Source organism: Dyadobacter sp. HNCC25DJ184, from assembly GCF_056895215.1.
On the sequence record NZ_JBXHAQ010000001.1, the window covers coordinates 13,946 to 29,016 of the forward strand.

The following is a 15,071-nucleotide window of genomic DNA, read 5'->3' on the forward strand; positions in this document are numbered from 1 at the left end:
CGTCTTATCAGCCTAAAATAATGTCACTACAGGTTGACTTTTATATGAACCGATGGGATTCGGTGTCCGTACTGATCGTCGATGAGGATGGTCGGGTTTGATATTCCAGTATAAAGTTTTCACGTCGAAGTGATCTACTGCGCATATTCGCAAATTGGTAATCGATCAGTTGCCGTGCGGATTGATAGAAAATTCAATAGTTAGTTAAAGATGGTTTGATTTTAAAAAATAGAACTTATTCAAAAACTGCTGCTATGAAGTCAATTAGAATCTCAATCGTGACTTTCCTTTTTGTGTTAATTCTCTCCGTTGAACGACCCCTCAACGCCTGCACGCGTGTCGTTTACCAAGGTCCGGAAGGGACAGTCATCACCGCACGTTCCATGGACTGGCAAGATGAAATCCCTGCCAATTTATGGGTATTGCCCAGAGGTATGGACCGAAGCGGACTAGTTGGTGCTAGTTCGGTAAAATGGACTTCCAGATACGGGAGTTTGGTTACAACATCTTGGGATATCGCTTCTTCGGACGGAATGAACGAGAAAGGCCTGGTTGCCAATATGCTTTGGCTTGGTGAGTCTGAATATCCCAAATTTGACCCGAAAGGCAACAAGAAGGGCATCTCCATATCGTTATGGCTTCAGTACGTGCTGGATAATTACGCCACAGTGAATGAGGCAGTTACAGGACTATCCTCCGAGCCTTTCGTCGTGGTTTCCGACCTCATTCCCGGTACCGACCGCTTCGCCACTGTGCATCTTTCAATGTCAGATGCTTCGGGAGACAATGCTGTTTTCGAATATATCCAAGGAAAATTAGTCATTCATCATGGTAAGGAATTCAATGTGATGACCAATTCGCCGATTTTCGAGGAGCAACTCGCCATTAATCAGTATTGGAAAGGTATTCCGGGAACAGTGATGTTACCCGGGACCAACCGTGCTGCGGATCGGTATGTGCGGGCATCCTATTATATCAATGCAATTCCCAAAACAGATAATACCCGCGTAGCCATTTCAAGTGTTTTTAGTGTAATCCGCAATTGCTCCGTTCCCTACGGTATATCATCTCCCACACAGCCGAATATTTCTTCAACGCGCTGGAGGACCGTTTCAGATCAAAAGAATCTTGTCTATTATTTCGAAAATGTGCTCAATCCGAATGTTGTCTGGGTTGATTTCAAGAAAATCGATTTTGGTGGGGAAGTCCGGAAATTGGATCTTGATAAGCACCAGAATTATGCAGGAGAATGTTCTGAAAAATTTGCGGTAACAAAAGTGTTCGCTTTTCAGGGCTTGTAGTTTTATATGGAGTCCTGCCACAGTAAAAAATCCCCATTTTCCTGTTAACCAGGTAGATGAGGATTTTTTGACATAACGGCGGTGAAATTTTCTCTACTTTGTCACCGATCCATTAAACCGCGGAACTTCCTTCGGAATTGCCGGATATGTGTTATTATCAGGGTTGATATCAGCCATGCGGCCACTTGGATCGATCATGATTCTACTGATTTGGGATACTGGTTTGCTGATCGTAAACGCGTATTCAGGATATGTCCATCCCCAGTCGGTCAACTGGGTTGTTTTTGAATATCGTTTTTCACTTTTCTCTCCACGCATGATTTCCAGCGGGATGTAGAAATTTTCCTGCGACCCATCCTGATAGCTCACGACAACGTCCAGTGGCATCGGCATTTGTCCGATTCGCTCCAATACGACCGAAGTATTGTTAGTATTTCCAACCACTTCCTTGATGCCATAATCAATGGTTTTGGTCGTTCCGATGAAATCCTCCCAATACCAATCCAGCTCTAAGCCGGATACTTTTTCCATGATCCTTTTCAGGTCGGAGGGGTTTGGATGCTTAAATTCCCATTCTGCGAAATACCTTTTTAGACCCTCGCGAAGCTTGTCCTCGCCGATGATATACCCCAACTGGTTCAGAAAAACGGCTCCTTTTGAATATGCAGCTACGCTGTATGCACGGTTCGTGTTGTAATGGTCTGAATGCGTTGTCATCGGCTCTTCCAATCCAGATTTTACAAGATTAATATAGCTTCTGGTACTCGCTCTCTGCGGATCTCCTTTTGACTGGAACAATTCGTTCATCACGATATTCTGAGCGTAGGTTGTAAAACCTTCGTCCATCCACGAATATTTCGATTCGTTTGTGCCCAACAAACCTTGAAACCAACTGTGAATGGATTCATGGACTGTCACGCTAAGCAGCCCGGCCAGGTTCTGACGGCCGGTAATCAACGTGGCCATGGGATATTCCATACCACCATCACCGCCCTGGATAATCGAATATTGCTTATATGGATACCGGCCAATTTCTCTATTCATGATCTGAAAAGATTTCACGGCCAATGGCTCCATTTCTTTCCAGGCATTCGCCAGTGTATCGGTTTGGTAGAAAAAGTGAAGATCAAGATTATCGTCAACTTTCACGACATCATGCTTGTACCCGCGATCCGCGGCCCACATAAAATCGTGGACTTCCGGCGCTATGAAATGCCAGCTTAGCTTTTCACCAGCTTTATGTTTCACTTCCTTTTTTGAATAGCCATGACCAATTTTATCCGGGTTTTGAAGGTAACCCGTAGAAGCGATGGTATAGGCTGCATCTATTGTGATTTTTACATCAAAATCGCCCCAAATACCGTAAAATTCGCGTCCGATATATGGGTTGGAGTGCCATCCTTCATAATCATACTCACACATTTTCGGGTACCACTGCGCTATCGAATAGTCGATTCCTTCGGCATTATCGCGACCAGTACGGCGGATTTGGATCGGAATCTGAGCCTCAAAAGTCAGGTCGAAAACGTGCTGTGTTTTTGGAAGGATTTTCTCATTCAGGGTCACTTCCAATATGGTACCGACCACTTCATATTTTAGTGGTTTGCCATTTTGTTTTAGAGAAAGAATCTTTTCGTATCCTATTTCAGAAGGTGACAATTTAGAAATCCTGTCTTTTACGCGAGGATCCGGATCAGATATCGTTCTGCTCCTCACGTCCATCTGGCTGCCTGGTTGAAATGCGTTCAGGTACAGGTGGTAAAATACCTTCGTAAGGGTGTCGGGAGAATTATTGGAGTAAGTAAGTTTTTGAGTGCCCGTATATTGATGGTTGGAAACATTGAAGTCAATCTCCATCTGATATTTTGCACGTTGTTGCCAACGGTCGTTTTGTGCTGTAACGGTTAGGCTTGTAAGCGCCAGAAGCGCGAGGAATATTTGCTTCATTTGAAAACGATTGAGTACCAGCAATAAGGCACTTCGGTTACTTAAATCTATTTGCAGAGCACCTTTCGGGTGAAGAAATAGCGGACAATTGAATTGATTATTAAATCAAATATCCCGGCAACCAAAGTTGTCGGGATATTTGATTTAATAATTTATCGATATTAAACCACTCAGAATCAGCCTAACTGATTGATGCAGTTCAAATCTTCGAAAGCAAGTTTCAAACGTTGGATCATGCTTTCTTCACCTTTTCTAAGCCATACACGTGGATCGTAGTATTTCTTATTTGGTGAATCAGCTCCTTCAGGATTACCCAATTGAGTCTGAAGATATCCTTCTTTTTCTTTGTAGTATTTCAAAATACCTTCCCAGGTTGACCATTGCATATCTGTGTCAATGTTCATTTTGATCGCTCCGTATTCGATCGCCTCACGGATTTCTTCGCGAGAAGAACCTGATCCGCCGTGGAATACAAAGTTTACAGGAAGTTCGCCTGTTCCGAATTTCTCCTGGATATAGTTCTGTGAGTTACGAAGAATTTTCGGCTCAAGTTTCACATTACCAGGCTTGTATACACCATGAACGTTTCCGAATGCAGCTGCAATCGTGAAGTTTGGTGAAATTTTGCTCAACTCTTCGTAAGCATATGCCACTTCCTCAGGCTGAGTATAAAGTTTTGAGCTGTCCACATCAGAGTTGTCAACGCCGTCTTCTTCGCCACCGGTTACACCCAATTCAATTTCAAGTGTCATGCCGATTTTCGCCATACGCTCAAAATATTTGCTGCAAATCTCAATGTTCTCTTCAATTGGTTCCTCAGACAAATCAAGCATGTGCGAGCTGTACAAAGGCTTGCCATACTGATCGAAATATTTTTCACCTGCGTCCAGCAATCCGTCGATCCAAGGAAGGAGTTTTTTAGCACAGTGGTCAGTATGAAGGATTACCGGAACACCGTATAAACCCGCCATTTGATGAACGTGGTGCGCTCCCGAGATACCGCCAGCGATGGCAGCTTGCTGGTTTGCGTTGGAAACGCTTTTACCTGCATAGAAAATAGCTCCTCCATTTGAGAATTGAATGATTACAGGGCTATTTACAGCTTTTGCTGTTTCAAGAACCGCATTTACCGAGTTTGTACCAACAACATTGACAGCCGGTAGGGCATAATTATTTTCGTTGGCATGGCGGAAGATTTCGCTCACTCCGTCACCGGTAATCACACCTGGTGCAAAGCGTTTTGTGGTTTCGCTCATAATTATTAATGGATATTTCTGTAATTAATTTGTACAATTCTGCTCTTTTGGAGAAGTTGAACTGCAAGAGCTGCAATTTAGCTATTTTAGGGCAACTGAGGTAGTTTTTCGTTGGAAACATTGTGGCGGCGGTCGGCGGTCAGGCATCGGCTTTCGGCTGTCAGCTCTCGATGGCAATTCGAAAACCTTTAGTGAAAATGGATAAATCGGTTCGCAAAATTTAATGACCTATCATCAAAGTGTAAGAAGCTCGCGGAGATATGAAAGCCGAAAGCCGAAGTAAAAATGGCTCGTGAAGTATGAAAGCCGATGTCCGCAAGCCGACTGCCGTGTAAATTGTTCTTATCTTTGGCATAAAAAATGTAATACCATTATTGATTATCAATATAATGTCGAATAAACTCATACGTACTTTACTTTTGGCAGCAGCGATTGGATTTTTGGTGATGTGGGTGCTTGAATTCAGAAGAACCACACTATTTGAAAGTTACTGGCTGCTTTTGTTAGGGCTTATGTTTATGTTGCTTTTCCAACTAAACAGGTTGAAGCAAGGCCTTAAAGCCAGAAAAGATAGTTCGCCAGAAGTGAGCAATACGACCAAGTCCTCAAAAAAAACCTCTAAATGAATATCCTCGTTTTTGTGCTGACATTTCTGTTCTTTATGATGGCAGGCTATTATGGGGCAGTCCGTTCGGTGCTTTTGGATGTCTCGCTGGACCGTTTTTCACTGCGTCACGAAGATTCGGAGGAAATCATCAAATCCCTTTATTGGAGAAGAATTCTGCGAATGATCCGTCTTTGCGTAGTGGCACTGGGCTGTTTTTATGCAGTCGTTTTTGTGTCTCCGCTCATCCGGGATTATCTGGAAGTAAGGGAGATTGTGGTGGCGTTGGTATTGTTTGCCGGACTGGCTGCTTTGTGGGTATTTTGCTATACTGTTTGGGTTAAAATTGGCAAAACGTTTCCTGCGACGTTAGATCTGAAAGCCTTTCCTGTTCGGTTCGGAGAGTGGGTCATAACGCCGCTTTATTGGCTGATAGAGCCATTGATCAAAGAGAATATACTGTCTCCATCGTTAAAGGACGACCTCATGTCGGCGGATGATCCGGACTTTGATAACCACAGTCAGGAAGAGAGACTGTTTATCAACGCGTTGGATTTTAAAGACTTACGGATAAGGGACTGTATGATTCCCCGTATGGAGATATCTGCTCTGAACGTCAATTCATCAATTGAAGATCTTCGCAAAGCATTTCTCACGAGCGGCCACTCCAAAATTATTATACATCGCGAATCGGTGGACGAAGTTTTGGGATATTGCCATGCTTTGTCACTTTTCAAAAAACCTAAGGAGATCACAAATATCATTACACCGATACTGATTGTTCCGGAAGCAATGCCGGTGAGCGATTTGATGCTTCGGTTCCTGGAAGAACGAAGGAGCATAGCGTTGGTAGTAGATGAATTCGGTGGCACATCCGGGTTGGTGAGTGTCGAAGATATTGTGGAACAGATTTTTGGGGAAATTCAGGATGAATATGACTCGACAGAAGATTGGACGGAGCGTAAAATAGACGACCAGAACTATATCCTCAGTGCACGGCACGAGATCGATTATCTGAATGAAAAATATGGATGGGAGCTTCCGGAGGGTGATTATGACACACTTGCCGGAATGATCATTCACCATTATGGCGATTTGCCTGATGTAAATGAAACTTTGGCTTTGGCGCCCTATTTATTCCAGGTGGTGTCGGTTCAGGATACCCGGATTGAGCTGGTGAAAATTACAATTGATAAGAAAAACGGGAAATAGAACCTGCCGGAAAATGCATCTAATTTACATATTAAGACGTCGTCCAATGAAAGAGTTGATGGGAAGGGCGGTCAGTTTTGCTGCCGTTTTTATTTTGATTATTGGTCAGGTATATGCACAGAAAAAAGACCTGAAGGTAAAGATTGAGCAAATAGTAGATCTCTCAAAAGGCGAAATAGGAGTGGCCGTTTTTGATTTTGGCTCAGGCGTAACGGTTCTGATAAACAATGCCCATCAGTTCCCGATGCAAAGCGTCTTTAAGTTTCCACAGGCCATGGCCGTGCTGGATTTAGTTGATCAGGGGAAATTAAAATTAGATCAGCAAATACATATATCAAAAGAGGACCTTTTGCCCACTTTTAGCCCTCTGCGAGATAAATATCCGGAAGGAAATGTGGATGTGTCGCTTGGTGATTTACTGACATATTCGGTGTCAAGAAGCGACAATAATGCCTGCGACATCCTTTTCAGATTAGTGGGTGGAACTAAGGTAGTTGATGAATATATCCGGTCGCTCGGTATTAAGGATATTTCAATCGTGGCCACGGAAGTGGAAATGTCCAGACACTGGAATATTCAATTTAAAAACTATTCGACGCCGGGCGGTATGCTTGACCTGCTCAAAGTTTTCCAAAGTGGGGAAAAGCTATCGGCATCAAGCACCGATTTTCTGATGAAAATCATGACGGACTCACCCACCGGATTAAAAAGAATAAAGGGGAAATTGCCCAACGATGCCAAGGTTGCTCACAAAACCGGCACTTCCAGCAAGAATGAAAAAGGCATCACAGCTGCCACAAACGACGTTGGAATTATAACTTTACCGAATGGAAATCAAATCGCCCTCGTTGTATTTGTCTCCAATTCGCCGGCGGACGAAGCAACCCGGGAAATGGTAATAGCGGATATTGCCAAAGTGACCTGGGACGAATTTTCTGCCAAATAAAAATACGTTCAGCGCGACTAAAGTGTTAAGAAATTGAGGATTAAAGTTGATAATATCGGTAAGAAATTTGTTCGTGAATGGATCGTCAGAGGCGCGTCTTTCAATCTGGAAGCGGGAAGTAAATATACTTTTGTAGGACCGAACGGCAGCGGTAAATCGACATTGCTGCAGTTGCTGACGGGGATAATTCCTGTTTCGGAAGGAATTATCACCTATACGGATATCAAAGGTTCTCAAATCAATGTCGATCATTGGTATAGACATCTGGTTATCGCAGCGCCATATCTGGAGTTGATCGAAGAATTCACACTTCGCGAGCTCATTGATTTCCACTCCGAATTTAAAAGTCTGAAGGACAACATGAAGTCTTCTGATTTTGAGGAGTTTATAGAGTTGTCGCATGTAAAGAACAAGGTTATTCGGCACTTTTCGTCTGGAATGAAACAACGGGTAAAGTTGGGTCTGGCATTTATGTCGGACGTGCCCATTATTTTCCTTGATGAACCTACTACGAATCTTGATACTACAGGCATCAATTGGTATTTGAAAAATGTTGTAGAAAACACCACGGGCCAAATGGTATTACTAGGGTCTAATGTCAAGCAGGAATATGAATTCTGCGAAAATATCATATCTGTTTCTGCGTTTAAATAGAACATAACAGATTTAGTATGAGGGAAAAATCTTTACACTTTGTTATTCTTTTTTTCACTCTCCTTTCTCCGATGCTCGCATCTGCCAGCGGAATGGGCTTCATTCAAAATCGCGGGCAGTGGGATGCCGATATCCTGTACAGAACTGAAATTCCCGGTGGATTTCTTTTCCTGAAAAAGCAGGCGCTTCAATATGTTTTTTACGATGGCTCGAAGATGGCCGCGCTTCATGCTAAACCGTTGAAAAATAAGCTCTCGAAAACGTTAACCAACGAATCGTATCAAATTAAGGCCCACGGTGTAGTGCTCAGTTTTGAAAATTCATCGACCAGCATATCAACCGTCCCAAAAAGTGCTCTTGAAACCAGATACAACTATTTTATTGGCAACGAGCCGGAAAAATGGCAAGGTGATATCACTGCGTTTGAAGAAGTCGTATATCAAAATCTTTATCCGGGCATTGACCTTCGTATATACTGGCATCGGTTTGCACTTAAATATGAATTTGTGGTCAAGGCTGGCGCTGATCCATCCGCAATTAGTCTAAAATATACCGGAGCAGATCAGGTGAGCCTGTCAGAAAGTGGGAAGATCAAGGTTAAAACTTCTGTAAGCGAATTTGAGGAAGAAAAGCCATATAGTTTTCAGACTTTGAAGAACAATACGATTGACATTCCTTCCAAGTTTGTAATTGATGATCAGAATACTTTTCATTTTGAGTTCCCAGACGGATATAACAAATCAGATAAGCTGACGATCGATCCTGAACTTATTTTCTCAACCTACTCAGGTTCAGTTTCCGACAATTGGGGGCATACCGCAACTTACGATGATGCCGGAAACATGTATTCCGCCGGGACTGTCTTTGGAACCAGTTTTCCAGTTGTCACGGGGGCGTATCAAATCAGTTTTGCCGGACAAGTGGATGTCGCTATTTTGAAGTTTAATCCGGAAGGCAGCGATTTAATATATGCCACCTATTTGGGCGGAGCAAGTACTGATATACCTGTCAGTCTGATTGTTAACAAGAATAATGAGCTCGTTATTTTGGGCACAACTTCTTCCATTAATTTCCCGGTGCATTCCGCTGCCTGGCAAAAGAAATTTGGAGGCGGCACCGATATTGAACCACTAAGCGGGCTTCCGCTAGACAATGGTTCCGATATTTTCATCTCAAAACTCGATGCTGCCGGAAAACGGCTGGTTGGTTCCACTTATCTGGGTGGAAGTGGAAATGATGGAATAAGCAGTGTTCAGGATATTTCTATAAAAAATTATGGAGACTGTTTTCGAGGAGAAGTGATCGTTGACAAAGATGATAACGTACTGATAGTCACGTCGACGGATTCAAAGAACTTCCCGCTAAAGGGTGCAGTAACAACCAAACAAAGTGGGAGGCAGGATGGGATAGTTGCCCGCTTTAATTCCGGGCTTGATCAGTTAATTTGGAGTTCATATCTGGGCGGAAATCAGTTTGATGCAGCTTTCGGTGTAAAACAGACAGAGGGTGGAGATGTATATGTTACCGGGATCACACAAAGTTCCGATTTGCAAGTTCACAACGAGGCATATCAAAAGACGATTGGAGGGGTTGAGGACGCATATATTGCGCATTTCAAGGGTGACAAACTGGTTGGGATGACCTATGTAGGCACTGAGGCAGCAGAAGGGGCATATATGATCGATTTGGATACGGACTTGAATGTGTATGTATATGGTCTGACCACGGGCAACTACCCGGTGAGTAGCGGAGTTTACAGCAATGAAAACGGAGGGCAGTTTGTGCACAAATTTTCGGCAGACCTTTCCAAATCTCTAATGTCGACCGTGATCGGATCAGGCAGGGGAGCACCCGATATTTCGCCTACTGCTTTTCTGGTGAGTGAATGCGGCAATATCTATCTGGCTGGGTGGGGCGGTTCTGTCAATTCAACGACCGGAAATAACCCTATGAGCAGTACAACAGGGCTGAGGGTGACTACGGACGCAATTCAAAAGACAACAAACGGCAGCAATTTTTATATTGCGATATTGGAAGAAGGTGCGAAATCATTGCTCTATGCGACTTTTTTTGGAAGCAGTGACCGTTCAGGCAATGTTCAGGGCGATCATGTCGATGGCGGAACGAGCCGTTTTAGTAAAAATGGAATGATATATCACGCCACTTGCGCATGCGGCGGAAGCAGATTTCCCGCAACGGCGCAGGCCTGGTCAAGAACGAATAGGAGTCCCAACTGTAATAATGCGGCTTTTAAAATTGATATCGATTTGCTTAAAGCCGATTTTGATGTATATGAAGGAAGCAATAAGGACGTAACAAAAGGATGTGCGCCGCTGAATTTGACTTTCACCAACATGAGTGAAGGTGGAATTGATTATATATGGGAGGTCAATGGAAGTACAATTTCCAGAGAAGAAGCCGAAGCTGAATATATTTTCAGAACGGCCGGAACTTACAAAGTGACTTTAAAGGCATATAACCGGTTGAGCTGTAAGAGAATTGATATTGCCGAAAAAACGATTGTCGTGGAAAGTATCAACGCAGTTGTTACTCCTGATACGCTGGTATGTGAGAATACTTTGGTTCAGCTAAAATCTACCGGTGGAACGAGCTATTTGTGGACTCCGGCAAGCGGGTTGAGCAATCCGGCAATTGCAAATCCGACCGTGAATGTAAAAGAATCATCTGAATATACCGTCCAAATAGGTAATAGTGCCGGATGCAATGTGAGCAAAACTGTAAAGATTGCAGTTGCTAAAAAGCGGGATTTTTTATTATCTCCTGAAATAAATGCTTGTCCGGGTGTGGAAGTAACTTTGTCAGCTGAAAGCAATGCCGGTTCGTTCTATTGGTATGTAGACGGAGCGGTGGTTGATTCTTCAGGAAAATCGATTACCGTAAAGCCCGACGAAACAACAACCTACACTCTTCAGGCGAATTATGACGATGGCTGTCAGCCGGTAAGGGAAGTTACAGTGAAAGTAGATAATTCTTTTGCTCCAGCGTTTGATATCAATGTTTCAGGCGGGGACTGCAACGGACCAAATAAATATACTTTGGTGAATAAGACGTCTAATGCTGAGAGATATGAATGGGACCTCGGAAATGGTACCAAGCCCGCGTCGAAAGACGTTGATAACTATATGTTTGCCGAGCCAGGCGATTACCCGGTTACCCTGACTGCCTATAATGCGCAAGGCTGCTCATTGTCTGTAATGAAAATTCTGAAGGCAGATCCACCATTTTATATGGCCAATGTTATCACACCAAACGGCGATGGAAAGAATGATTATCTCGAAGTGCCCATCGCAAATTCCAAATTGGAAATTTATAACCGCTGGGGCAAGCAAATTTTTAAGACGGACGACTACCAGAATGATTGGGGAAAAGGCATCAGGAATGGCTCTTATTATTATGTGGTAGATACACCATTGGGCCACCACTGTAAGGGATGGTTTGAGGTGTTGCAGTGAAGTTGATGACTAAAAAAGCATTATGAGACGGTCAAAGCTACATTTTTAATGTTATTGGGCCAAACGCTTTTTGCGTAGCTCACTAGAATTGTTTCCTGCTATTGGGGAATAGACTCAAAAAATGATAGGAGGGCAGATTAATATTCTTCCTATCAAATTGATTGATTATTTTTAATTTTACCTATCTACTTAAAAATCAATGCATATGAAACGATATCTGATTCTTTTATTTGCCTTCACTTATCTCGGAGTGCATGCCCAGGATAAAAAACATTTTGGCAAAGACATCAATGATAACAAGGCCATTGAGGCATCCCAACTGGTTGCTAAAATGGGGGATAAAGAGACGATGAATGCTAAGGTGACCGGGACGGTCGAATCTGTTTGTCAGGTGAAAGGTTGCTGGATGAAAGTGAAGATGGATAATGGCGAGTCGATGCGAGTGATGTTTAAGGATTATGCCTTTTTCGTACCGAAAGACCTGGCTGGTAAGACCGTCGTCTTTGAAGGAGAGGCACAGAAAAAAGAAGTTCCTGTGGAGCATTTGCAGCATTATGCCAAAGATGCGGGGAAGAGTCGGGAAGAAATAGCAAAAATTACAGAGCCTAAGCAGGAGCTGACCTTTATTGCTGATGGTGTTCTGATAAAATAAGTTTTTTTATCGATATAAAATTGCCTAAAGGCCCTTTTGCATTCAGCATTAGGGCTTTTCGTATTTGACATGAACAACAAATTTATATTTTCCATTATTGGGCTGATTCTGTTTACAGGCATTGGTCGGGCGCAGGATATCAAATTTACCTGGTTTAATCCCGCGGGTAATCCTCAAAAAATAGTAGAAGGCCAAGCCTGGCCGGCAGAAGTGCCTGAACCATATGACAGGCTTCCAGCGCGTGCCCAGGATAAAGTGCGCGAGCCTGTGTGGAAACTCTCCAAACAATCTGCGGGGTTAATGATCCGTTTCAGATCCAATTCGGGACAAATCAGCGTCAGATATACGGTCTCGGGAAGTCATGCCTTGCCGCATATGCCTGCTACGGGCGTGAGCGGGCTTGATTTGTATGCCGTTTCCAGTGAAGGCGAAATGCGCTGGACAGCCGGAAAATATAGTTTTGGTGATACACTTTCCTATCAATTCCGGGATATTGAACCCAATGATACTTACCATAAAAGGGGGCGTGAATATCGGCTTTATCTACCACTCTACAACCATGTAAACTGGCTGGAAATCGGGGTGGTTGAAGGCACAGAGTTTACAATATTACCTCCCAGACCTGACAAGCCGATCCTGGTGTATGGAACTTCCATTGCGCAGGGAGCGTGCGCTTCACGGCCGGGAATGGCTTGGCCGGCGATATTGGGCAGGAAGTTGGATCGGCCGGTGATTAATCTGGGATTCTCTGGAAATGGGCGTTTGGAGCCAGAACTGATTGATTTGATTTCAGAAATCGATGCGAAAGTGTATATACTGGATTGTTTGCCGAATCTCACCATTAGGCCTGACACTAAATTCACATTGGATGATGTCCGAACCAGAATTATTGCAAGTGTGAAGACTTTAAGAAAGAACAGACCGGATGCACCGATTGCTTTGGCTGAGCATGCGGGATATTCTGATGAAGGCCTCAATACGCTAACGAAACGATATGCTACCGAAGTGAATCAGAAATTGAAGGAAGCACTGGATTCGCTCAAAGCGAGTGGCATCTCCAATATATACCTCATTCCAAGATCCGATTTTGGTCAGGATATGGAAACCAGCGTCGATGGAACTCATCCTACTGACTTGGGCATGATGCGTTATGCCGAAGGATATGAAAGAAATCTTCGAAAGATATTAAAGGAGGAATCGGGCGATATATCAACCACGAGACCAGTTACTCAGCTACGGGAAATAAACAATTACGATTGGGACCTTCGCCATCGCGATATACTTGATTTGGCGAAAACTATGAAGCCGACCACCGTCGTGATTGGAAACTCTATCACACATTTCTGGGGTGGGCTTCCGAAAGGGCCACGGGCAGTTGGTACAGATTCATGGGACAAAACTTTTGGAGAAACCGGTGTATTGAACCTCGCATATGGCTGGGACCGAATTGAGAATGCACTATGGAGGGTATATCATGGGGAACTCGATGGATATACTGCGCAGCGGGTAGTGGTTAATATCGGGACCAATAATTTGCAGTGGAACAGCAACGAGGAGATCGTGAAAGGCTGGGCATTGCTGATGGACGCCATCAAAAACCACCAGCCGTCTGCAAAAATTTACTTTTCAGGTATATATCCCAGAAGAGGTCAGGAGGAGCGGGTTGCCCTTATCAACAAAGATCTGGAAGCATTAGCCAAACAAAAATCTATCAAATTCATCGATCCCGGGAAGGTTTTTCTAAAAGGTAGAAAGATTGAAGAATCGTTTTTTTCGGACGGATTGCATCCTAATCAGGAGGGATATAGGGTGTTAGGAGAGCAGATTCGCAGGAGCTTATAGTTGGACAGGAGGACGGAGAAAGGGAGGAAGATCGGTCGGACTAAACTCAACGCTTTCCTCCCTAAACTCAGCGTTTAAACGACTTGTTTATAACAATACCCCCAGACCGAACAATAACACAAAAAACAATGTCGAAAGCGCCATTTGTTTTAGATATGGATCCAGTTCTCTAGAGTCTGTAAGTTTCGTTACTGCCAGTCCGTTTTTTATGAATAATGGAAAGCTTAGTAAAAAGAACAGGCTTCCATATCCTGAAAAATGCTGGGCAGTGTAGATAACCACACAAGCCATACCTGTTAGGAGTATACACCAGTGATATACAATGGCTTTGCTTCGTCCCAGTCTTACCGGAATTGAATTTTTTCCGGTGGCTCGGTCGGATTCTATATCCCTTATATTGTTGATATTCAATACCCCAACTGCAAAAAGTCCGCAGCTGGTTGCTGGTAAAAGCAAGTCCCAGTTCCAGACAAGGGTATGCAAATAGCTGCTTCCAATTACACCAACCCATCCAAAGAAAATCAAAACAGACAAATCGCCGAGCCCCACATAACCATATGGCCTTTTACCGGCAGTGTAGGTGATAGCGGCTATGATACAGGCAATTCCAATTCCTAAAAACACCCAGAAAGTGTTCGCTGGTGCGTTTTTTAGTGCAATGGTCAACAAAGAAATTCCGGAAGCGAGTGAAAAAATTGAAAATAAAATAATTGCTTTCATCATATCCGCTGCCCGGATTTCACCTGAATGAACGGCACGTTTTGGCCCCTGACGGAGCTCCGTATCTTTTCCATTCACAGCATCGCCATAATCGTTGGCGAAATTGGATAATATCTGAAGAAAAACCGTTGTCAGAATGCTTAGAATCGCAACCGGCCAGCTAAATTTTCCCGAAGATGCAGCCAGAAAGCAGCCCATCAGGATGCATGATAATGATAAAGGTAATGTTCTGGGCCGGGCGGCTTCTATCCAGCTTTTCATATATTAATGAGTGAATTGTTGAATGAGAGAATGAGTGAATCTCACGCAGGTGAAGAATACCGCGGAAGGATTATTGATTCACTTCTTCTCTTTAGGTTTTGTTTTCCTGGCAAACTAAAAAAAGCAAGCTCGCAAAGTGAGTCTATCGAGACACTTTGCGAGCTATAGTTTTACTTATTTTACTTTGCGTGCCACTTTAACAG

At 43.5% G+C, this 15,071-nt stretch carries 11 protein-coding genes; 8 read left to right on the top strand and 3 right to left on the bottom strand.

Annotated elements, in window-relative coordinates; genetic code table 11:
- Positions 1-254 precede the first annotated feature (254 nt).
- Positions 255-1,301 carry a linear amide C-N hydrolase gene (locus AC1XUD_RS00075; protein ID WP_483358889.1) on the top strand — a complete coding sequence of 349 codons (1,047 nt, stop codon included), beginning with the start codon at positions 255-257 and terminating at the stop codon, positions 1,299-1,301.
- A 93-nt stretch (positions 1,302-1,394) separates the two neighbouring features.
- Here AC1XUD_RS00075 and AC1XUD_RS00080 read toward each other — a convergent pair whose 3' ends face one another.
- Both AC1XUD_RS00080 and fbaA read right to left on the bottom strand, forming a co-directional pair.
- Positions 1,395-3,248: a M1 family metallopeptidase gene (locus AC1XUD_RS00080; RefSeq protein WP_483358890.1), complete on the bottom strand. Its 1,854-nt coding sequence runs from the start codon at positions 3,246-3,248 to the stop codon at positions 1,395-1,397.
- Positions 3,249-3,424: 176 nt separating this feature from the next.
- The gene (gene fbaA / locus AC1XUD_RS00085) at positions 3,425-4,504 is read right to left on the bottom strand and encodes a class II fructose-bisphosphate aldolase (RefSeq protein WP_483358891.1); all 1,080 of its coding nucleotides are present in this window, start codon (positions 4,502-4,504) and stop codon (positions 3,425-3,427) included.
- 389 nt (positions 4,505-4,893) lie between these two features.
- Here fbaA and AC1XUD_RS00090 point away from each other — a divergent pair, with 389 nt between their 5' ends.
- From AC1XUD_RS00090 to AC1XUD_RS00120, 7 genes are all read left to right on the top strand, one after another.
- A complete protein-coding gene (locus AC1XUD_RS00090) occupies positions 4,894-5,130 on the top strand; it encodes a hypothetical protein (RefSeq protein WP_483358892.1) in 237 nt (78 codons plus the stop codon).
- Complete coding sequence (locus tag AC1XUD_RS00095) at positions 5,127-6,320, top strand: hemolysin family protein (RefSeq protein WP_483358893.1); 1,194 nt, start codon at positions 5,127-5,129, stop codon at positions 6,318-6,320. Before AC1XUD_RS00090 ends, AC1XUD_RS00095 begins: the two co-directional genes overlap by 4 nt.
- A gap of 13 nt (positions 6,321-6,333) precedes the next feature.
- The gene (gene bla, locus AC1XUD_RS00100; RefSeq protein ID WP_483358894.1) at positions 6,334-7,266 is read left to right on the top strand and encodes a class A beta-lactamase, subclass A2; all 933 of its coding nucleotides are present in this window, start codon (positions 6,334-6,336) and stop codon (positions 7,264-7,266) included.
- A 33-nt stretch (positions 7,267-7,299) separates the two neighbouring features.
- The gene (locus AC1XUD_RS00105; RefSeq protein WP_483358895.1) at positions 7,300-7,920 is read left to right on the top strand and encodes an ABC transporter ATP-binding protein; all 621 of its coding nucleotides are present in this window, start codon (positions 7,300-7,302) and stop codon (positions 7,918-7,920) included.
- 17 nt (positions 7,921-7,937) lie between these two features.
- Positions 7,938-11,393 (top strand): DUF7948 domain-containing protein, encoded by a 3,456-nt coding sequence (locus AC1XUD_RS00110; RefSeq protein ID WP_483358896.1) that lies wholly within the window; start codon positions 7,938-7,940, stop codon positions 11,391-11,393.
- 205 nt (positions 11,394-11,598) lie between these two features.
- Positions 11,599-12,045 carry a DUF4920 domain-containing protein gene (locus AC1XUD_RS00115; RefSeq protein WP_483358897.1) on the top strand — a complete coding sequence of 149 codons (447 nt, stop codon included), beginning with the start codon at positions 11,599-11,601 and terminating at the stop codon, positions 12,043-12,045.
- A 69-nt stretch (positions 12,046-12,114) separates the two neighbouring features.
- Positions 12,115-13,887, top strand: coding sequence for an SGNH/GDSL hydrolase family protein (locus AC1XUD_RS00120; RefSeq protein WP_483358898.1), 1,773 nt, complete (start codon positions 12,115-12,117; stop codon positions 13,885-13,887).
- Positions 13,888-13,974: 87 nt separating this feature from the next.
- On the opposite strand, the gene AC1XUD_RS00125 is transcribed toward AC1XUD_RS00120, so the two are convergent.
- Entirely contained in the window at positions 13,975-14,868 is an 894-nt protein-coding gene (locus tag AC1XUD_RS00125; RefSeq protein ID WP_483358899.1) for a 1,4-dihydroxy-2-naphthoate polyprenyltransferase, read from the bottom strand.
- Between the last annotated feature and the right edge of the window lie 203 nt (positions 14,869-15,071).

Coding starts and splice junctions, on each gene's coding strand:
- AC1XUD_RS00075 (WP_483358889.1), top strand. CDS start 255: ATGAAGTCAATTAGAATCTCAATCGTGACTTTCCTTTTTGTGTTAATT.
- AC1XUD_RS00080 (WP_483358890.1), bottom strand. CDS start 3,248: ATGAAGCAAATATTCCTCGCGCTTCTGGCGCTTACAAGCCTAACCGTT.
- fbaA (WP_483358891.1), bottom strand. CDS start 4,504: ATGAGCGAAACCACAAAACGCTTTGCACCAGGTGTGATTACCGGTGAC.
- AC1XUD_RS00090 (WP_483358892.1), top strand. CDS start 4,894: ATGTCGAATAAACTCATACGTACTTTACTTTTGGCAGCAGCGATTGGA.
- AC1XUD_RS00095 (WP_483358893.1), top strand. CDS start 5,127: ATGAATATCCTCGTTTTTGTGCTGACATTTCTGTTCTTTATGATGGCA.
- bla (WP_483358894.1), top strand. CDS start 6,334: ATGCATCTAATTTACATATTAAGACGTCGTCCAATGAAAGAGTTGATG.
- AC1XUD_RS00110 (WP_483358896.1), top strand. CDS start 7,938: ATGAGGGAAAAATCTTTACACTTTGTTATTCTTTTTTTCACTCTCCTT.
- AC1XUD_RS00115 (WP_483358897.1), top strand. CDS start 11,599: ATGAAACGATATCTGATTCTTTTATTTGCCTTCACTTATCTCGGAGTG.
- AC1XUD_RS00120 (WP_483358898.1), top strand. CDS start 12,115: ATGAACAACAAATTTATATTTTCCATTATTGGGCTGATTCTGTTTACA.
- AC1XUD_RS00125 (WP_483358899.1), bottom strand. CDS start 14,868: ATGAAAAGCTGGATAGAAGCCGCCCGGCCCAGAACATTACCTTTATCA.